At 73.5% G+C, this 18,988-nt stretch carries 17 protein-coding genes; 8 read left to right on the forward strand and 9 right to left on the reverse strand.

Annotated features, from left to right (window positions below; translation table 11 throughout):
- Window positions 1-7 precede the first annotated feature (7 nt).
- Entirely contained in the window at window positions 8-1,078 is a 1,071-nt protein-coding gene (phnD, locus tag DVK05_RS12360) for a phosphate/phosphite/phosphonate ABC transporter substrate-binding protein (protein WP_121563672.1), read from the reverse strand.
- 129 nt (window positions 1,079-1,207) lie between these two features.
- Between phnD and hisH the strand changes: the two genes are divergently transcribed.
- On the forward strand, window positions 1,208-1,909 hold the full coding sequence (gene hisH / locus DVK05_RS12365; RefSeq protein WP_121563674.1) for an imidazole glycerol phosphate synthase subunit HisH: 702 nt from the start codon (window positions 1,208-1,210) through the stop codon (window positions 1,907-1,909).
- Between the two features lie 22 nt (window positions 1,910-1,931).
- Here the strand turns inward: hisH and DVK05_RS12370 are convergent, their stop codons facing one another.
- From DVK05_RS12370 to DVK05_RS12385, 4 genes are all read right to left on the reverse strand, one after another.
- Window positions 1,932-2,945 carry an aldo/keto reductase gene (locus tag DVK05_RS12370; RefSeq protein WP_121563675.1) on the reverse strand — a complete coding sequence of 338 codons (1,014 nt, stop codon included), beginning with the start codon at window positions 2,943-2,945 and terminating at the stop codon, window positions 1,932-1,934.
- A 153-nt stretch (window positions 2,946-3,098) separates the two neighbouring features.
- Window positions 3,099-3,242: a zinc ribbon domain-containing protein gene (locus DVK05_RS12375; protein ID WP_121563677.1), complete on the reverse strand. Its 144-nt coding sequence runs from the start codon at window positions 3,240-3,242 to the stop codon at window positions 3,099-3,101.
- A 62-nt stretch (window positions 3,243-3,304) separates the two neighbouring features.
- Window positions 3,305-4,060 carry an ABC transporter permease gene (locus DVK05_RS12380; protein WP_121563679.1) on the reverse strand — a complete coding sequence of 252 codons (756 nt, stop codon included), beginning with the start codon at window positions 4,058-4,060 and terminating at the stop codon, window positions 3,305-3,307.
- Window positions 4,057-5,118 carry an ABC transporter ATP-binding protein gene (locus DVK05_RS12385; RefSeq protein ID WP_121563681.1) on the reverse strand — a complete coding sequence of 354 codons (1,062 nt, stop codon included), beginning with the start codon at window positions 5,116-5,118 and terminating at the stop codon, window positions 4,057-4,059. The genes DVK05_RS12380 and DVK05_RS12385 overlap by 4 nt, the downstream gene beginning before the upstream one ends.
- A gap of 97 nt (window positions 5,119-5,215) precedes the next feature.
- Here DVK05_RS12385 and folP point away from each other — a divergent pair, with 97 nt between their 5' ends.
- The 4 genes from folP to DVK05_RS12405 all read left to right on the forward strand — a co-directional run bounded on the left by folP (window position 5,216) and on the right by DVK05_RS12405 (window position 11,394).
- Window positions 5,216-7,828: a dihydropteroate synthase gene (gene folP / locus DVK05_RS12390; protein ID WP_121563683.1), complete on the forward strand. Its 2,613-nt coding sequence runs from the start codon at window positions 5,216-5,218 to the stop codon at window positions 7,826-7,828.
- Window positions 7,829-7,919: 91 nt separating this feature from the next.
- Window positions 7,920-9,404 (forward strand): DHH family phosphoesterase, encoded by a 1,485-nt coding sequence (locus DVK05_RS12395; RefSeq protein ID WP_121563685.1) that lies wholly within the window; start codon window positions 7,920-7,922, stop codon window positions 9,402-9,404.
- A 76-nt stretch (window positions 9,405-9,480) separates the two neighbouring features.
- Window positions 9,481-10,215, forward strand: coding sequence for a bifunctional 2-polyprenyl-6-hydroxyphenol methylase/3-demethylubiquinol 3-O-methyltransferase UbiG (locus DVK05_RS12400; protein ID WP_121563687.1), 735 nt, complete (start codon window positions 9,481-9,483; stop codon window positions 10,213-10,215).
- 108 nt (window positions 10,216-10,323) lie between these two features.
- A complete protein-coding gene (locus tag DVK05_RS12405; protein WP_121563689.1) occupies window positions 10,324-11,394 on the forward strand; it encodes an NAD(P)/FAD-dependent oxidoreductase in 1,071 nt (356 codons plus the stop codon).
- A 481-nt stretch (window positions 11,395-11,875) separates the two neighbouring features.
- Here DVK05_RS12405 and ilvA read toward each other — a convergent pair whose 3' ends face one another.
- A complete protein-coding gene (gene ilvA, locus DVK05_RS12410) occupies window positions 11,876-13,087 on the reverse strand; it encodes a threonine ammonia-lyase (RefSeq protein ID WP_121563691.1) in 1,212 nt (403 codons plus the stop codon).
- A 267-nt stretch (window positions 13,088-13,354) separates the two neighbouring features.
- A complete protein-coding gene (locus tag DVK05_RS12415; protein WP_121563693.1) occupies window positions 13,355-13,762 on the reverse strand; it encodes a gamma-glutamylcyclotransferase in 408 nt (135 codons plus the stop codon).
- Between the two features lie 131 nt (window positions 13,763-13,893).
- On the opposite strand from DVK05_RS12415, the gene DVK05_RS12420 reads away from it, so the two are divergent.
- The 3 genes from DVK05_RS12420 to DVK05_RS12430 all read left to right on the forward strand — a co-directional run bounded on the left by DVK05_RS12420 (window position 13,894) and on the right by DVK05_RS12430 (window position 16,895).
- Window positions 13,894-14,979, forward strand: coding sequence for an ATP-binding protein (locus DVK05_RS12420; RefSeq protein ID WP_121563694.1), 1,086 nt, complete (start codon window positions 13,894-13,896; stop codon window positions 14,977-14,979).
- Window positions 14,980-15,008: 29 nt separating this feature from the next.
- Window positions 15,009-16,445: an MATE family efflux transporter gene (locus DVK05_RS12425; protein ID WP_121563696.1), complete on the forward strand. Its 1,437-nt coding sequence runs from the start codon at window positions 15,009-15,011 to the stop codon at window positions 16,443-16,445.
- A gap of 72 nt (window positions 16,446-16,517) precedes the next feature.
- Window positions 16,518-16,895 carry a group 1 truncated hemoglobin gene (locus DVK05_RS12430; protein ID WP_121563698.1) on the forward strand — a complete coding sequence of 126 codons (378 nt, stop codon included), beginning with the start codon at window positions 16,518-16,520 and terminating at the stop codon, window positions 16,893-16,895.
- A gap of 49 nt (window positions 16,896-16,944) precedes the next feature.
- Here DVK05_RS12430 and DVK05_RS12435 read toward each other — a convergent pair whose 3' ends face one another.
- Entirely contained in the window at window positions 16,945-17,256 is a 312-nt protein-coding gene (locus DVK05_RS12435; protein WP_053772484.1) for a hypothetical protein, read from the reverse strand.
- A gap of 48 nt (window positions 17,257-17,304) precedes the next feature.
- Window positions 17,305-18,879 (reverse strand): alpha-isopropylmalate synthase regulatory domain-containing protein, encoded by a 1,575-nt coding sequence (locus DVK05_RS12440; RefSeq protein ID WP_121563700.1) that lies wholly within the window; start codon window positions 18,877-18,879, stop codon window positions 17,305-17,307.
- Window positions 18,880-18,988: the final 109 nt, after the last annotated feature.

Below are 18,988 nucleotides of genomic sequence, written 5' to 3' on the forward strand. Positions count from 1 at the left end.
CGGGGCCTTACTGGTCGAAGATGTCCGTGCCGACGCCGAGCTCGTTGGCGACGTCGATGACGGACTGGTAGTCCTCCTGGCTCGCCTCGCGGACCTTGCTGAACCAGAGGTCGTCGTCGGTGTCGGACTCGCCGTCGGCACCGTAGTAGATGCTGTCCGGCGCCTCGAGGAACGACTCCTGAATGGCGGACTTCACGTCGTCGCTCAGTTCGGGCGACACCACCATCGGCGCGCGCGGCAGCCCCTCGTCCTCGTGGAGCGTGGTGGCGACCTCCTGCCAGGCGTCCGGCGCGGGGCCGGTGCCGGTGTCGCGGACGAAGCCGCCCATCGCGGCGGCGTCGACCTGGCCCTGTTCGAGCAGGGTGTACGAGCCGACGTGACCGCCGGCGAAGCGGGCGTCGAACTCGGCCTGCGAGCCGTCGCCCTCGGGCAGACTGCCGATGTCGAGGCCGCCCTCGCTCGACATGCTGTACAGCGGGTACAGCGCACCGCTGGTCGACAGCCGGTCGGAGAAGGCGACGGTCTTGCCGGACAGGTCCGACAGCTCCGTGATGTCGCTGTCGTTCGGCGTCGCGATGATGCTCTTGTACGTCCAGCCGCCGTAGCCGAACCGCTGGAGAATGATCTCCGCGTTCCCGGTCTTCACGCCGAGGGCGGCCGCGAACGGCCCCGTCTCCGCGACGTCGGTCGTGCCCTGGCCGAGCGACTGGATGATCGCGCTGTAGTTACTGCCGACGTTCCCCTCGACCGAGAGGCCGTCGGGGACCTCGTAGTTCTCCTTCAGATAGCTCCCCACGTGGTCGAGCAGCGGGGAGTACTGCACCTCGAGGTCCTCCTGCGGGACCGACGGCGAGATGCCGAAGTCGACCTTCCCGTCGCCGCCGAACGACATCTGCGAGTCGCCGCCGTCGGAGCCGTCAGACCCGTCAGACCCGTCGGATCCGTCGGACCCGTCCATCCCGTCGCCGCCGTCGGAGCCGTCGCCGCCGTCGGACCCGTCGCCGCCGCCGCTACAGCCTGCGAGTCCAACGATACTTGCCGCACCCGCGATCTTGAGGAATTTGCGTCGTTGCGCCATGAGGTGTCCATTTGATGCTTTTACTGGCGTTTCAAAAGTGTTGCTGTTAATATATACACACGACTCTATACCGCTATGTAACAGTTCCCGGATGGAAACTGACTTCCACCGCGGTCGCGAACCGGAACCATGGACGAATCACCAACGGACGCCGAGGTGTCCGTCGCGCTCGTGGACTACGGGCTCGGGAACCTCCGGTCCGCGACCCGCGGGCTGGAGCGCGCGGGCGCGTCCGTCGAGATCACCGACGACCCCGAGGCGTTCGCGGCCGCCGACGGCGTCGTCCTCCCCGGCGTCGGCGCGTTCCGTGAAGGGATGGAGAACGCCGGCCCGCTGCGCGAGGCGCTGACCGACCACGCCGAGGCGGGGCGCCCCCTCTTCGGGATCTGCCTCGGGATGCAGATGCTCCTCACGACGAGCGAGGAGGCCGACCACGCGGGCGAAGGCGAGGTGACGGGGCTCGACCTGATCCCCGGCACCAACGTCCGCTTCGAGGTCGACCGGAAGGTGCCGCACATGGGCTGGAACGAGCTCGAAGTCGAGCGCGACCACCCGATCGTCGACGGCGTCGACGGGGCGGGGGAGTCGGGGGCGGCCGCGTCCGCCGGCGGGTCCGTCGACGGCGAGCACGCCTACTTCGTCCACTCCTACTACGCCGCGCCGGACGACGCGGACGCGGTCGTCGCCACCGCCGACTACGGGGTCGACTTCCCGGCGGTCGTCGCCAACGAGGCGGGCAACGTGTTCGGCACGCAGTTCCACCCCGAGAAGAGCGGCGAGACGGGGCTGAAGATCCTGCGGAACTTCGTCGACTACTGCGCGGAGCGGTAGCCGGCGACCGCGCCCGCTCCCTTCAGAGCTCGTCGTACGGGCCCGGCTTGGCCGCCGTCAGGCGGTCGACCTGCTCGTCTGAGAGGTCGATCGTCGCGGCCGCGAGGTTCTCCCGCAGCTGGTCGACGGTCCGCGCGCCGACAATCGGCGCCGTGACGCCGTCGCGGTGCGAGAGCCACGCGAGCGCGGTCTGCGCGGGCGAGGCGCCGACCTCGTCGGCGACCGCGTCCAGCTCGTCGTGGACGTCGAAGTTCTCCTCGGTGAGGTACGCCTCCTGGAACCGGCTCGACTCCGCCGCCTTCGAGTCGCCGGGCAGGTCGGCGTCGCGGTCGTACTTCCCGGTCAGGAAGCCCTGTCCGAGCGGGCTCCACGGGGAAACGGCGAGGTTCCGCTGGCGCGCGAACTCCAGGTACTCCCCCTCGATCTCGCGGTCGACGAGGTTGTAGCGCGGCTGGAGCACCGTGAACGGCTCCCAGCCCTCGCTGCGGGCGATCTCGTTGGCGCGGGCGACCTTCCAGGCGTTCGGGCGGAGCGTCGAGGCGCCGAGGTAGTGGACCTTCCCGGACTCGACGAGCCCGTTCAGCGTCTTCATCAGCTCGCGGGCGGGGGTCTCGTCGTCCCAGCGGTGGATGTAGAGGACGTCGACGTAGTCGGTGTCGAGCCGGTCGAGCAGGGCGTCGACGCGGTGGCGCACGTTCTTGCGGTTCGTCCCGCGGCTGTTCGGGTCGCCGTCGCGGATCTGCCAGTACACCTTCGAGGCGACGGTGTAGCGCTCGCGGTCGCGCTCGGCGAGCCAGTCGCCGATCCAGCGCTCGCAGTCGCCGCCGCCGTACACGTCGGCGGTGTCGATGTACCGCCCGCCGGCGGTCTCGTAGGCGTCGAGCAGCTCGTGGGCGCGCTCCTCGTCGATCTCAACGTTCCCCGCCTCGGTCACGCGGCCGAACCGCCACGTGCCGAACTGGAGCTCGCTCGTCCGCAGGCCGGTCCGACCCAGCGGCACGGTTCCCAGATCGATCTCGTCGAGTTCGGGCGTCATCGCCGAACGGTTGTCGCGGTCGACGGAAAAAGGCTCAGCAACCGGATGCGATGTGCGAACGCGTGGCGATCGCGGGGACGGAGCGGCGGCGAGCGCGTCGCTCTGGTTTCCGACGGGGTCCGGCGTCGAACCGACGCCATCGGGTCGCGGCGGTCACTCGCACGTCACGGCGAAGTCCTCCTCCGCCGCGGCCGCGGTGCACACCGGGCAGCCGGTGTCGAGGATGGTCTCCCGCATCGCGTCGTTGACCTCGATGGTCTGCTCGCAGTCCGGACAGGTGAAGTGAACGGTGGTCAACGCTTACCCTCTCGTTCCCTCCGGACGCGGTCTGCGGACATAAATGGACGGTTCCGACCGGGTCACTCCGTCCGCGGCACCGCGTACGCGCCGACCGCGAGGAAGACCGCCGCGAGCGCGGTCAACACGATGAGGTCGCCGGCCCACCGGCCGCCGGTGAAGGTGATCGCCCGGGTCCCCCGCGCGAAGTACGTCAGCGGCGAGGCGGCGACCGCGGGCAGGAACCACTCCGGCAGGAGCGCCGGGGTGACGAACGTCTCGGAGAGGAAGAGCAGGGGGAGCGCGACCGTGTTGCTCGCGGCGATCACGCCGTCCTGCGAGTCGGCGAGCGCGCCGAGGACGGCGCCGAGCCCGCAGAAGAGCGCGACCGCGACCGCGACGAACACCGGCAGGGCGGCCAGCGCCGGCGAGACGACGAGCGTCGCGTCGGTCACCGCCACCACGAGGCCGAGGATGAGCAGGCTCGCGGCGCCGATGATGCCGACGTTGACGAGCGTGTGCGCGACGAGCCACTCGGCGCGGGAGAGGGGCGTGGTCGCCAGCTTCTCGAACCGCCCGCCGTCGCGGTGGCGCGCGATCTCGGAGCCGACCCGCGACAGCGGCGTGAACAGGACGACGACCGCGAGGTAGCCGGGAATGTAGTAGCCCGCCGGCTCGGCGAAGAGGCCGCCGCCGGTCGGCTGCGTCCGCACCAGCGCGCCGAAGATGACGACGAGGATGACCGGGAAGAAGAACGTGAAGAACACCGCGGTCCGGCGCCGGGTGAACGACCGCGCCGCCGCGACCGCCTCGGTCCCGATCCGCCCGAGCCGGGTCATCGCTCGCCCCCGTCGGGCGCCGCGCCCGGCGCCGTCTCCTCCGCGTCCCCTCCCCGCCGCGCGTACTCCTCGCCGGTCAGCCGCAGGTACACGTCCTCCAGCGACGGCTCCGACCACGACAGCGAGTCGAAGGCGACCCCGGCGCCGTCGAGCGCGTCGACGGCGGCGCCGATCGCCTCGGGCCGCACGCCGCGCACCCGGAGCCCCCCGTCGGTCGCCTCGACGGACGGCCCGTCGCCGAGGCGCTCGCGGACGCCGGCCGCGACCGCCGCGACGGTCTCCTCCGTCGCCGGCCCCGCGGTCGCGGCGTCGAGCCGCGGCGCGCCGCCGTGTTCCGCGACCAGCCGGTCGGGCGCCCCGCTCGCGACGACCCGCCCGTCGCGGAGCATGGCCACGCGGTCGGCGAGCCGCTCGACCTCGTCCATCGCGTGGCTCGTGAGGAAGACGGTGGTGCCGTCGGCCGCGAGCCGCTCGATCAGCCGGTGGATCGCCCGGCGGCCGGCGGGGTCGATCCCCGTCGTCGGCTCGTCGAGGAAGAGGAGGTCGGGGTCGTTGACGACCGCGGTCGCGACGCAGGTGCGGCGCTTCTGTCCGCCCGAGAGCGTCTCGTACCAGGCGTCGGCGTCGTCGGCCATCCCCACGTCGTCGAGGACCGCCTCGGTGTCGCGGGCCGCGTCGTAGAGGCCGCCGTAGTAGTCGACCAGCTCGCGGGCCGTGAGCCGCGCGGGCGGGTCGAACGACTGCGGGAGCAGCCCGATCCGGCTCGGGTCGACCTCGCGGGGCGGCGCGCCGAACACGCGCAGGTCGCCCTCGGCCTCGGTCGTCCCGGTGAGCGCGCGCACCAGCGTCGTCTTCCCGGCGCCGTTGGGGCCGATGAGCCCGAACACCTCGCCGGCGGCCACGTCGAGGTCGACCCCGTCGAGCGCGTCGACGTCGCCGTACGCCTTCCGGACCCCCTCGCCGACGACGACGGGGTCGCCCGCGGGCGCGTCCGAGCCCCCCGCGTCCGCCCCGGCGGTCCCGCTCCCGCCCGCGTCGGCGGTCGCTGTCTCGTCCATGCGACCGAGTCCGGTCGCCGCGCGCGTAAGGGTTGCCTCTCGCCGCCGCGCGTCCCGGTCCGTTACGCCTAAGCGACGCGCCGCCGACCCACGGGACATGCACTACCACGAGGCGGCGGCGTTCCTCTTCGACCTCCGCCGCTTCTCGGTCAAGCCCGGGACGGAGCGGGTGGAGGCGCTGCTCGCGCACCTCGGGGACCCGCACGAGGAGGTCCCGTTCGTCCAGATCGCCGGCTCGAACGGGAAGGGCAGCGCGGCGCGGCTGACGGAGTCGGTCCTCCGCGAGGCGGGGCTGTCGGTCGGCCTCTACACCTCGCCGCACCTCTCGGCGCTCGCCGAGCGCGTCCGCGTCGACGGCCGGCAGATGACCGAGTCGGCGATCGCCGACTTCGTCGCGGAGGTGCGCCCGTGGCTGATCGACCGCGCCGCCGCCGGCGAGCCGCTCACCTTCTTCGAGGTCGTGACGGCGATGGCGGTCCGGGAGTTCGCGCGCCGCGAGGTCGACGTGGCGGTCCTGGAGGTCGGCCTCGGCGGCGAGTACGACGCGACGAGCGCGGTCGACCCCGTCGCGACCGCCGTCACGAACGTCTCCCTCGAACACACCGACGTGCTCGGCGACACGATCGAGGAGATCGCCCGCACGAAGGCCCGGATCGCCCGCCCCGAGGCGCCGTTCGTCACCGCCTGCGAGGGCGAGGCGCTGGACGTGGTCCGCGAGGTCGCCGGCGAGGCCGGCGCGCCGGTGACGCGAGTGACCGGCGACGCCGACGACGCGGGGTCGGCCGACGAGGGTGACCCCGCGGACGAGACCGACGACTCGCCCGCGCTCGCCGCGACCTACGAGGGCCGCGTCAGCGCCACCGACGCCGCAGTCTCGCTCGTCGGCGAGCGGGATGGGACCTACCGGATCCCGCTCGTCGGGCGCCATCAGGCCGCGAACGCGGCGGTCGCCGTCGCGCTCGCGGACCGGACCGCGGCGGCGCTGGGGACCGACCTCCCCGACCGCGCCGTGCGCGACGGGCTCGCGCGGGCGACGTGGCCGGGGCGGTTCGAGGTGGTGGACACGGCGCCGCTGACCGTCCTCGACGGCGCGCACAACCCCGCGGCCGCCCGCACGCTCGCCGCGACGCTCGACGAGTACGACTACGACGACCTCCACCTCGTGTACGCCGCGATGCACGACAAGGACCACGCCGAGACGGCGGCCGGGCTCCCGGACGCGGCGACGGCGGTCACCTGCCGCCCCGCCATCGACCGCGCCGAGGACCCCGCCGTGCTCGCGGCCGCGCTCCGGTCGGCGGGCGTCGACGAGGTGACGGCCGGCGACGACGTGGCGGACGCGCTCGCGGCCGCGACCGACCGCGCCGCCGACGGCGACTGCGTGCTGCTCGTCGGCTCGCTGTTCGCGGTCGCCGAGGCCCGGGCGGCGACCGTCCGGACGGTCCGCGAGCGGACGGTCCGGGGGCCCGCCGACGCGGCGCACGCCCTCGACACGGCCGGCGTCCCGCCCGAGGGCGTCGCGGCCCACCGGGACGGCGTCGACCACCGCGTCCTCACGCTCCGGCTGCGCGGCGACCGGGCCGAGCGCGTCGCGAGCGAGGCCCGAGCGGTCGGCGGCGACGCCGCGCTCGGGGGGCTCGGGGCGGACGAGGACCGCGGGGCCGCCGGCGAGCAGGTCCCGGTCACCGTCGCGGGCACGGTCGCGGAGCTGCGCGCGCTCGTCGACCGCCTCGACGCGGCCGACGGGGGCGGGCTCGGCGGCGTGGCGGCCGACCTCGCCGCGGCGGCCGGGATCGACGCGGGCGACCCCGGCGGAACGGAGGGCGAGAGCGACGCGGGCGACCCCGACGCCCCCGACTACCCGTGGACCGACCGCACCGCGGTGATGGGCGTGCTCAACGTCACGCCGGACTCGTTCCACGACGGCGGGCGCCACGCGGACCTCGACGACGCGGTCGCGGGCGTCGAGCGGATGGTCGACGCCGGGGTCGACGTCGTCGACGTCGGCGGGGAGTCGACCCGCCCGGGCGCGGAGCCGGTCCCCGTCGAGGAGGAGATAGAGCGGGTCGTCCCGACGATCGAGGCGATCCAGTCGGTGCCCGCGGTCGGCTCCGGCGAGGTGCTGGTCTCGGTCGACACGCGCAAGCCCGCGGTCGCCGAGGCGGCGCTCGACGCTGGCGCGGACGTCATCAACGACGTGACTGGGCTGGAGGACCCTGAGATGCGCTCGGTCGTCGCCGACGCCGACTGCCCGGTGATCGTGATGCACAGCCTCGACGCGCCGGTCGACCCGGACGCCGACCCCGAGTACGACGACGTGGTCGGAGAGGTCGTCGACGCCTTACGCGAGCGGCTCGCGCTGGCGGACACGGCCGGCATCGACCGCGACCGCGTCATCGTCGACCCCGGGCTCGGCTTCGGGAAGTCGCCGGCGGAGGACTTCGAGCTGCTCGCCCGCTGCGGGGAGTTCGCGGCGCTCGGCTGCCCCGTCCTCGTCGGCCACTCGCACAAGTCGCTGTACGGCGCGGTCGGGCGCGACGCCGACGACCGCGAGCACGCGACGGTCGCCGGGACCGCGCTCGCCGCCGACCGCGGCGCCGACATCGTCCGGGTCCACGACGTGGCCGAGAACCGCGCCGCTGTCGACGTCGCCGCTGCGGTGAACGGGGCGCTCCGCGGCGGGGGCGACCCCGCGGAGGGCGGGGAGTGACCCGGGACCGACGCGCGGTCGGGCGCGACGCCGACGGCCGCTCCCGCCGCGGCGACGGCAGCGTTTTGCCTCGCGGTCCCGTCGCGTCCCCATGACCCGGCGCCTGCTGCTCGGCTGTAGCGCGGTCGGGAACGCGCTCGTCGAACACGCCCGCGACGGGCGCGGCGGGCGCGACGACCTGGTGGCGATCACCGACGACACCGGCTGGGTGTCGACGCTGCGCGACCGCAACGTCGCCACCGTCGAGGCCGACCCGACCGACCCCGGGACCTACCCCGACAGCGCCGGCGTCGTGCTGATCGCGAGCGACGACGCCGAGCGCAACGTCACCGCCGCGCGCGCGGCCCGGGAGCGGTACCCGGAGGCGCTGATCGTCGCGCACCTCGGGGCGGCGCCGACGGACGAGCAGCGCGCGGCGGTCGAGGCGGTCGCCGACCGCGTGGTCGACCCGGTCGAGGCGGTCGCCGACCGCGTCTTCGCGGCGGTCGGCCTCGACGACGCCCCCGACCCGAACGCGGAGTTCGCCGCCGCCGACGGCGCCGAGAAGCCGGCCCGCCTGCTCGCGGCGCTCCGGGGGCTCTCGGGGCCGCTGCTCGTCGTCGCCCACGACAACCCCGACCCGGACGCCATCGCGAGCGCGCTGGGCTTGGCGCGGATCGCGGCGTCGATCGGCGTCGAGGCCGACGCCTGTTACGGCGGCGAGATCGCTCACCAGGAGAACCGCGCGATGGTGAACCTCCTCGACATCCGGCTCCGGCCGTTCGACGAGATCGACCTCGACGCGTACGGGGGCGTCGCCTTGGTCGACCACTCCCGCGCGGGGATCAACGACAGCCTCCCCGAGGGCCACCCGGTCGACGTCGTCGTCGACCACCACCCGCCGCGGGGGCCGGTCGCGGGGTCGTTCGTCGACATCCGGCCCGGGGTCGGCGCGACGAGCACGCTCATCTCGGAGTACCTCTCGCGGTACGGGATCGCGCCGGAGCGGGACCTCGCCACGGCACTTCTGTACGGCATCCGGATCGACACAAAGGACTTCACGCGCGCGACCGCCACCGACGACTTCGAGGCCGCGGCGGCGCTGCTCGCGCACGCCGACGAGTCGACGCTCGAGCGCGTCGAGAGCCCGAGCGTGAGCCCGGAGACGCTGCGCGTCCTCGCGGCCGCCATCGAGAACCGCGACGTGCGCGGCTCGGTGGCGGCCTCCTGCGTCGGCGAGATAGCCGACCGCGACGCGCTCGCGCAGGCGGCCGAGCGGCTCCTCGACTTGGAGGGCGTGACGGTGACGTTCGTCTACGGGTACATGGAGGGGGTCATCTACGGCTCCGCGCGCGCCCGCGGCGCGGACCTCGACGCTGGCGAGCTGCTGCGCGACGCGCTCGACCCCGTCGGCTCCGCCGGGGGCCACGCGGCGATGGCCGGCGCGCAGGTCCCGCTCGGCATCCTGAGCGAGGTCTCGGAGTCGGAGTCGCTGGCGGACGTCGTCGAGGCGTTCGTCGCCGGCCGGTTCTTCGAGGCGCTCGACGACGCGCCGACGCAGCCCACCGGGCTCCCGCCCGAGTTCCCGACCGACTGACCGCACGGGACCGACGGATGGGACGGCGTCGCACGGCGCCGTAACGCATTCGGAGCCGGCCCGCGAGGCGCCCGACATGCCCGACGGTCTCTACGACGAGCGCCCGCGGCTGTACGACGCGATCCAGTCCGAGTGGGACTACGACCGCGACGTCGCCTTCGTCCGCGACGCGCTCGCCGACCGCGGGGTCGACCCCGACCGCCTGCTTGAGGTCGGCTGCGGCACCGGCGAGCACACGCGCCGGCTCGCCGCCGGGGGTCTCAACGTGACCGCGATAGACGTCCACGAGGGGATGCTCGGCGTCGCGCGCGAGAAGTGCGCCGACCTCGACGGCGACGGCGGCGTCGAGTTCCGCCGGACGGGGCTGCCCGATCCGGACCTCGGCGGCGCCGCCCCGTTCGACGCGGCCGTCGCGATCCGCGGCGTCGTGAACCACCTCGCGCCCGCGGACCTCGACCCCGCGCTCGCCGCGCTCCGCGACCGCCTCCGGCCGGGCGGCGCCCTCGTCTTCGACAACTCCCCGCTGCCGCCCGAGGGGAACCGACCCGGACTCGACGTGGGCCGCGGCGCGGACGGCGCGGTCGAGTACGTCCGCGTCGCGCACCACGTCGCGACCGGCGACGGCCGCCTCGACTGGCGGGCGGTGACGTTCACGCCCGACGGCGACCCCTTCGTCGACGCCCGCCGGATGACGCCGTTCGCCGACGAGCGGATCGCCGACGCGCTCGCCGCGGCCGGGTTCGACGAGGTCGATACCGTCGACGGCTACGGCCCCGCCGACGACCGAAGCGTGTTCGTCGCGGTGCGGTAGGTGCGGGTCGGGGCACGGTGGCGCGGTCGTGGCGGTTCGAGGGGGCGGTCGTGCGGGAATCGCGCAACGGTCGCAACGTACATACGGCGCGCCGGCGAATCGGATCACATGACCGACGACATCGTCGAACACCGTCGACTCATCATCGCCGGCACCGGTATCTCGGGGCTCTCGGCGGCGATCTACGCCGCCCGCTCGAACAACGACCCGCTGCTCATCGAGGGCGACGAGCCGGGCGGCCAGCTCACGCTGACGACCGACGTGGAGAACTACCCCGGGTTCCCCGAGGGCGTCTCCGGGCCGGGCCTGATCAACGACATGAAAGAGCAGGCCGAGAAGTTCGGCGCCGAGGCCCGCAACGGCGTCATCGAGGACGTCTCGAAGGAGCCCGCGGGCCACTTCCGCGTCGCGCTCACCGACGGCGACGTCTACACCGCCGACGCCGTCATCGCCGCGTCGGGCGCCAGCGCCCGGACGCTCGGCGTCCCCGGCGAGGATGAGCTGATGGGGTACGGGCTCTCGACGTGCGCGACCTGCGACGGCGCGTTCTTCCGCGACGAGGACATGCTCGTCGTCGGCGGCGGCGACGCCGCGATGGAGGAGGCGAACTTCCTGACGAAGTTCGCGGACACCGTCTACGTCGCCCACCGCCGCGAGGAGTTCCGCGCCGAGGACGTGTGGATCGAGCGCACGATGGACGCCGTCGAGGAGGGCGACATCGAGCTCCTCCTCAACACCGAGCTCACGGAGATCCACGGCACCCCCGAAGACGGCATCGACCGCGTGACGCTCGTCGAGCACCCCGACGGCCACCCGAAGGAGAAGCTCGACGACCCCGCGACCGCCGACGAGGTCGACGAGTACGACTTCGACGTGGGCGCCGTCTTCTACGCCATCGGCCACACGCCGAACACGGACTTCCTGGAGGGGACCGGCATCGAAACCGACGACGACGGCTACCTGATCACTGAGGGCGGCCGCGGCGGCGGGCAGACCCGGACCGGCGTCGAGGGGCTGTTCGGCGCCGGCGACGTGGTCGACTTCCACTACCAGCAGGCGGCCACCGCGAGCGGCATGGGCGTGAAGGCCGCGCTCGACGCCGACGAGTACCTCTCCGACCGCGAGCGCGCCGGCGAGCTGTACGAGGGCGAGGTCGACGCCGCGGCCGCGGACGACTGATAATCGCGTAGTTCCGCGGTTTCTTATAAACCAACGTTCGGTCTCGCTTTCGGGGTCCGACGACTGATAGACTGCGGGTCGACCGTTCATTTATAAATAATCGGCTGTGAATCGGCGGCGAACGATTTCAAACTCCCAGCCGCTCGCTTATACATCGCTGACCGTAGATCGACGGCGAACGGCTTCAAAGCCCCAGCCGCGAGGACTCGCGCGGCTTGCTGTGCTCCTCGCTCAGTCGCTTTGCTCCTTCGCTGCGGTGCTTACTGCGCCGGGCTTCGTCCTCACGGCTGCCCCTTTGAGTCCCACCCGACAGCGACCGCACAGCACCTCACGCCTCCCCAGCCTCGCGGCTCGTTCGGGGCTCCCTGCGGTCGCCCCTCACTCACCGCGTCCCTCGCGCGTGCGGTTCGCGGCCTGTCGGCCGCTCACCGGCACGCGCCACCGCAGTTCTATTTATAAATACTCGCAGTGCTCGCCCGATCTACGACAGAATCTCCACGTCGTACCCCTCGGCTTCGAGCGCGTCGACGATGTCGGCGGCGTGTTCGGCGTCGTCGGTCTCTAATTCGAGTTCGAGCTCGGCGGCGTTGACGGCCACGTCGCGGGAGGTGCGGTCGTGGTGGACCGCGTACACGTTCGCGCCGGTGCGCGCGACGATGCTGGAGACCCGTTCGAGTTCGCCGGGCCGGTCCTTCAGGTCGATCGTGATCTTGAGGTACCGGCCCATCTGAACGAGACCGCGCCGGACCACGGTCCCGAGGCGGTTGAGATCGATGTTGCCCCCGCAGAGCGCGGCGACGATCGTCTCCCCGTCGTCGTACTCGAAGGCGTCCGAGAGGACGGCGGCGAGCGCGACCGCGCCCGCGCCCTCGACGAGCGTCTTCGCGCGCTCCAAAAGCAGCGTGAGCGCCAAGGCGATCTCGCGGTCGTCGACGGTGACGACCTCGTCGACGTACTCCTCCATGACCGCCAGGGTCTCCTCGCCGACCGACCGCGTCGCGATCCCGTCGGCGATCGTGTCGACGCTGTCGATCTCCGCGACCTCGCCCGCTTCGAGCGACTTCGCGGCCGAGGCGGCGCCCTCCGCTTGGACGCCGACGACGCGCACGTCCGGGATCTGCTCTTTGATCGCGACCGCGACCCCGGAGATCAGGCCGCCGCCCCCGATCGGGACGACGACGGTGTCCAGGTCGGGGCAGTCGTCGACGATCTCCAGCCCGAGCGTCCCCTGGCCGGCCATCACGACGGGGTCGTCGAACGCGTGGACGTAGGTGCGCCCCTCCTCGCGCTCCAACTGGTGGGCGTACGCCTGCGCCTCGTCGTAGTCGACGCCCTCCAGGCGGACGCTCGCGCCGTACCCCCGGGTCGCCTTCACCTTCGAGACGGGCGCGAACTTCGGCATCACGACGGTGGCGTCGACGCCCGCGCGGCTGGCCGCCAGCGCCACGCCCTGCGCGTGGTTGCCGGCGCTCGCGGTGACGACGCCGGCCTCCCGCTCCGCCGCCGAGAGGGTCCGGATCCGGTTCATCGCGCCGCGGATCTTGAACGCGCCGGTCCGCTGGAAGTTCTCCAGTTTGAGGTGGAGGTCGGCGCCGCTCATCTCCGAGAAGGACCGAGACCGTTCGAGGGGCGTGTGCCGGGCGACGCCCGAGACGCGCTCGCGCGCCTCCCGGATGTCGGCGAGACTGAGCATGCCACCCCGTCGCCGCGCCGACCGCTAATCGGTTCCGGTCGGACGCCAGGGGGAACGCGGCGCGCGACCGCCGCGTCGCGGTCGCCGCGCGGGCCGACGCCGTCGATCCGGGCCGCGGATGCGGGTCGACGGCGCGGTCGCTCGCGGTGGTAAAGGGGGGAATGCACGCGTGTGACGTGCGAGTGAAACGAGGCGACGGGAATACAAAAAGGTGAGGCTACCAGAGCGAAAGTGAAACCGCACGACTGCGGCGCCGTCATCCGCCCGTCAGACGGGATCTCGGGGGGTCAGCCGCACCCGCACGTCGCGGTCGTCGAGCACCGTCCGCACCCGGTCCGGAAACGGTCCGGTCCCGGGCCACGTCGCGTCCGCGTCGAGGCGGTCGGGGTCGCCGACGTACACCGCGGCGGTGTCCGGGTAGTCGTCCGGCGCGTCGAGCGGCACGGCCTCGCGGACGTACAGGCCGCCGTCCACGTCCTCGTACGCGTCGAGTGCGTCGACCGCCTCCGTCCGGAGGAGCCGCCCGGCGGTCTCGCCGCCCGGCGCGAGGGTCGGGTACCGCCCCTCCACGAGCCGGAGGCCGTCGAGGGTCGCCGGCCCGACGAAGACGAACGAGTCGACGACCTCGGCGACCCGCTCCGGCTCGGTCAGCGTCCCGTACACGAAGACGTCCATGGGGCCCGTGGGTCGCTCGCGGGTTTCAACGTTCGGACGAGTCCCGTCGCCGCGGCGTCGATTCCTCGGCACGGCGCCCCGCCGCTCGGCGATCCACAACCGTTTTACTCGTTTCCTCGGTTCGATACGTAATGTCGACGCTGCGCGGTCACCACGCGGTCTCTCTGATCGGGGCCGGTCTCCTCGCCGCCGCCGCGGTCCATCACGTCACCGAGATCGGCGCCATCGGGACCTCCGCGGGGCCGCTGCTGGCGTTCGCGCTCGACGGCGGGATCGCGGTGACGGTCCTCGTCGCGAGTCGCCGGATCGCCCGCCGAGAGCTCTCGCCGGCGGAGGAGTGGCGCGTCGCGCGGTGGACCGCCACCGGGACCGTCTTCGCCGTCGCCGCCTTCGCCGCGACGCTCGCCGTCCGCGCCTTCGAGGGGCGGCCGCTCGTCGAACCGGTCTTCCCGATGCTCGTCGCCGCCGGCGTCGGGAGCCTCGGCGGCGCGGTCGCGGGCTACTACGCGGTCCGCCAGGCCGCCGAGGCACGGCGCGCCCGCGACGCGGTCCGCGCCGTCTCTTTCGTCAACCACCTCCTGCGGCACGACCTCCGCAACGACCTCTCGACGATCCGCGGCTACGCCGACCTGCTCGACGGCGACGGCGAGGGGGCCGACCACGCCGCGACCGTGGCCTCGAAGGCCGCCGAGGGGCTGGACCGCATCGAGGCGACGAGCGCGGTCGCGGACGCGATCCTCGGCGACGCGGACTCCAGCCGCGTCGACCTCGCGGAGACGACGCGGGGCGTGCTGGCGAGCGTCGCGGACGACGAGTCGGTGACGGTCGAGTCCGACCTCCCGGAGACGGCGCCCGTCGCGGCCAACGACGGCGTGCGCTCGGTCGTTCACAACCTCGTCGAGAACGCGATCGAACACGCCGGCCCGGCGGTCACCGTCCGCGTCTCGGTCCGGGTCGACGCCGACGCCGGCGAGGTCGCGCTCGTCGTCGAGGACGACGGCTCGGGGCTCCCGCCGGAGATCCGAGACGGGTCGTTCTTCGCCGACGAGCCGTCGGCGGCGGACCCGAACGGCGGCGTCAGCGGCCTGCGGCTGGTCGCCACGCTCGCGGAGGCGTACGGCGGGTCCCTCACCCCCGGCGAGTCGGCGCTCGGCGGCGCGCGGTTCGCGGTGCGGCTCCCGCACGCACCGGCCGACTCGACCGGCTCCGATACGTAAAAACCGCGGGCGCCCCTCCGGGACGACAGATGGACCTCCCGCGGCTGCGGCGCGTCTGGAAGCGCGTGTTCTCGCTCGCGTGGCCGGTCATGGCCGAGCAGACGTTCCGCACCGCGATGCGGACGACGGACATCCTCGTCACCGCGCTGTTCTCGCCCGCCGCGGTCGTCGCCATCGGCCTCGCGGACCTCTACGCCCGGTTCCCGCTGCGGATCGGGCTCGGCCTCGGCGGCGGCGCCATCGCGCTCTCCTCGCAGGACACCGGCGCGGGCGCGGCGGAGAACCGCGACGAGGCGGTGACGCAGGCGATCCTGCTCGGCGCGCTCGCCGGGGTCCCGTTCGTCCTCTTCGGGTTCCTCTTCGGCGAGTTCGCGATCGGCGTGTTCGGCCGGCTCGTCGGCGAGCGCACCTCGCCCGCGGTCGTCGACCTCGGCTCGACGTACCTCGCGATCGTGTTCGCCACCGCGCCGGCGCGCCACGTCGCCCTCGTCGGCGCCCGCGCGCTCCAGGGGACCGGCGACACCCGCACGCCGATGTACGTCAACATCGCGGCCAACTCAGTCAACATCGCGGGGTCGATCGTCCTCGGCCTCGGGCTGTTCGGGCTCCCGCGGCTCGATGTCCTCGGCGTCGGCCTCGCGACCGCGGGCGCCAACGTGCTCACGGCCGGGCTGCTCTGTTTCGCCATCTGGGGCTCGTGGACCGACGCGGAGTTCGCGTGGCCGTGCGACCTCACGATCGCGAAACAGCTCCTCGTCGTGAGCGCGCCCCGCGTCCTGGAGGGGTTCGGCTCCGAGATCGCGGAGTTCCCGTTCAACGCGCTCCTCTTAGGCTTCGGCGAGACGGTCAACGCCGGCTTCCAGATCGGCCGCCGCGTCTACCAGCAGGTGACCGGCCCGCTCTCGCGCGGCTACAACGTCGCGGCGTCGGTGCTCGTCGGCCAGGCGCTCGGCGAGGGCGACCCGGAGGCCGCGCGGTTCAACGGGTGGGCCGTCGCGGGCCTCGGCGTGCTCACGGTCGGGTCGATCGGGCTCGGGCTCGTCGTCTCCGCGCCGCGGATCGTGCCGATATTCACCGACGACGCGGCGACGGTCGCGTCCGCCGTCGACTTCGCGCGGGTGTACGGCGTCGCCGGCGCCGCCCTCGCCTGCTTCTCCGCGCTCTCCGGCTCGCTCCAGGGCGCCAGCGAGACGCAGATCCCCCTCGTCGCGCGCGTCTCGGCCATGTTCGGACTGTTCTTGGGCCTCTCGTGGCTGCTCGGCCGCACCGTCGGCCTCGGTCCGACCGGCGCGTACGTCGGGGTGTCCGCGGCCTACGTCTGGATGGCGCTCGTCGTCGCCGCCGGCTTCCGCTACACGGGCTGGGCGGGCCGGGCCGCGGACATGATGGACGCCCGCGGGTCCGGACCGGGCGCCGACCCCGACGCGGCCGCCGGCGACGGGTCGCGCGCGGACGATTCGCCGTGAGGCGCCGCGCCGCGGGACGAGCGCCCTTCCCCATAGGGGAACAGTGATACGGCCGGCGTCCGTCGCCGACGTATGTCGAACGAGACGCTGTACGAACGCCTCGGCGGCGAACCGGCCATCGGCGCGGTCGTCAACGAGTTCTACGACCGGGTGCTCGACGACGACCGGGTGAACCACTACTTCGACGACGTGGACATGGCCGACCAGCGCTCGCACCAGACCAAGTTCCTGAGCGCCGTCACCGGCGGGCCGATGCAGTACGAGGGCGAGGAGATGGCGACCGCGCACGAGGAGCTGGCGATAACCGACGCGGAGTTCGAGGTCGTCGCGACGCACCTCGACGAGGCGCTGCGGGCCTTCGACGTCGACGACGCCGACCGCGAGGCGGTGATGGAGGCGGTCGCCGGGTTCGAGGACGACGTCGTCGGCGGCCCGGCCGGAGACGAGTAGCGGCGATCGAAGGGGTAGCGCCGACCCGCCCGCGGGCGGGGACCGCGGATCAGGGCTCGCCGCCGAGCGACTCCTGCTCGGAGCCCGGGTCGCCCCTGAGCCGCCGGCGCCGCTTGTCGTACGCCGCCTCCAGCTTCGCGTTCGTCGCCCGGGAGACGAGGTAACAGTCCGCGTCGCCGTCGTCGCGGGGGTGCGCGCTCGCGACCCAGACGTGGCCGTCGCCGGCCGAGAGGTCGTCCGCCCACCGCTCGGCGGCCGCGCGGCTCTCGAAGGCGTGGCGGGGCCCGTCCTCGAAGACGAGCCGGCCCACCTTCGCGTTCCGCTTGCGCGCGGACGGCTTGATCGCGACGACGACGCTCACACCCCGAGATCGGACGCCATCGGGTAAAAACCTCGTCAGACGCCGGCGTCAGTCGTCGGCGACCGCGCCCGGATCGGCGTCCGCGGCGTCGGCCTCGGCCGCGAGCAGACGGTCGAGCCCGTCGACCATCCCGACGACGCTCGCGCGGGTGATGTCCGCGTCCGACGCCGAGACGCTCACCGAGCGGTCGCCCCGCGAGAGGTCGACCTCGACGGTGACGACCGCGTCCGTGCCGCCCGTGATCGCGTCGACGTGGTAGGAGTCGAGGTCGAACGCGACGCCGCCGTCAGCGCCGTCCTCCCCGCCGCGCTCGCCGTCCCCGTCGCCCGAAAGCGCCGCGCGGACCGCCTCCAGCCCGGCGTCGACCGGACCGGCGCCGGTGCCGGAGGCGACGCGCTCCTCGTCGCCGACGCGGAGCCGCACCGAGGCGGTCGGGAGGTTGCCGCCGGAGGTCGCCGAGAGGTCGACGAGCTCGACGTGGCGCTCGCGCTCGCGGCCCCGCACGTCGTCGGCGATGGCGAGCAGGTCGGCGTCGGTGACGCGCTTGCCGCGCTCGCCCAGCTCCTTGACGCGGGCGACGACCTCGCGCAGCTCGTCGTCGTCGACCGCCACGTCGTGCTCGGCGAGCGCGGCCTTCACCCCGGCGCGGCCCGCGTGCTTGCCGAGGACGAGCCGGCGCTCGCGCCCGACCGTCTCCGGCGGGTACGGCTCGTACATCGTCCCGTCCTTCAGCGTGCCGTCGGTGTGGATCCCGGACTCGTGGGCGAAGGCGTTGGCGCCGCAGACGGCCTTGTTCGGCGGGAGCGCGACGCCGGTCGCCTCGGAGACGGTCCGGCAGAGCCGGTAGAGCCGCGAGAGGTCGACGGTGTCGACGCCGTACGACTCGCCGAGCGCGATCGCGACCTCTTCGAGGGCGACGTTGCCGGCGCGCTCGCCCACGCCGAGGACGGTGCCGTGGACCGTGTCGGCGCCCGCCTTCAGCCCCGCGTGGACGTTCGCCAGCCCGAACCCGAGGTCGTCGTGGGTGTGGAGGCTCGTCGGGCCGAGGTCGGCGAGCCGCGAGACGACCGCGGCGGTGCGCTCGGGGTCGGCCGCGCCGACCGTGTCGCAGTAGCAGATCCGGTCGGCGCCGGCGTCGAGGCCGGCGCCGAGCAGGCGTTCGAGGTAGTCGAGGTCGGCCCGCGAGCCGTCCTCGCCGAGCACCTCGACCCACAGCCCGTGGTCTTTCGCGTACTCGACGAGCTCGACGGTCGTCTCGACGACCTCGTCGCGGGTCGAGCCCACCTTCGTCTCGACGTGCTTGTCGGAGGCGGGGACGACGAGGTTGACGCCGCCGACGCCGCAGTTGAGCGCGGCGTCGACGTCGCGTTTCACCCCGCGGGCGAAGCTCGTCACCGTCGCGTCCAGCCCCTCGTCGGCGACGCGGCGGATCGCCTCGCGCTCGCCCGCCGAGGTGCACGCCGAGCCGGCCTCGATCAGGTGGACGCCCGCGGCGTCGAGCTCGCGGGCGACGCCGACCTTCTCGCCGGGCGTCAGGGAGACGCCCGGCATCTGTTCGCCGTCGCGCAGGGTGGTGTCTAACAGCTGTACCTCGTCGAGGTCTGTGAGCGGTGTTCGGGTCAAAAGGGGGTCCGTCGGCTCTGCGGTGGTCTCGGGGTCGGTGCCGCCGCGGGGCGGTCGTGCCCCGTCGTCGTTATCGCCGGAGAATTTCGCGGCCAGCCGCCGCGAGGCG

Origin of the sequence: Halorubrum sp. Atlit-8R (genome assembly GCF_003666025.1) — an archaeon.
Classification (GTDB): Archaea; Halobacteriota; Halobacteria; order Halobacteriales; family Haloferacaceae; genus Halorubrum; species Halorubrum salinarum.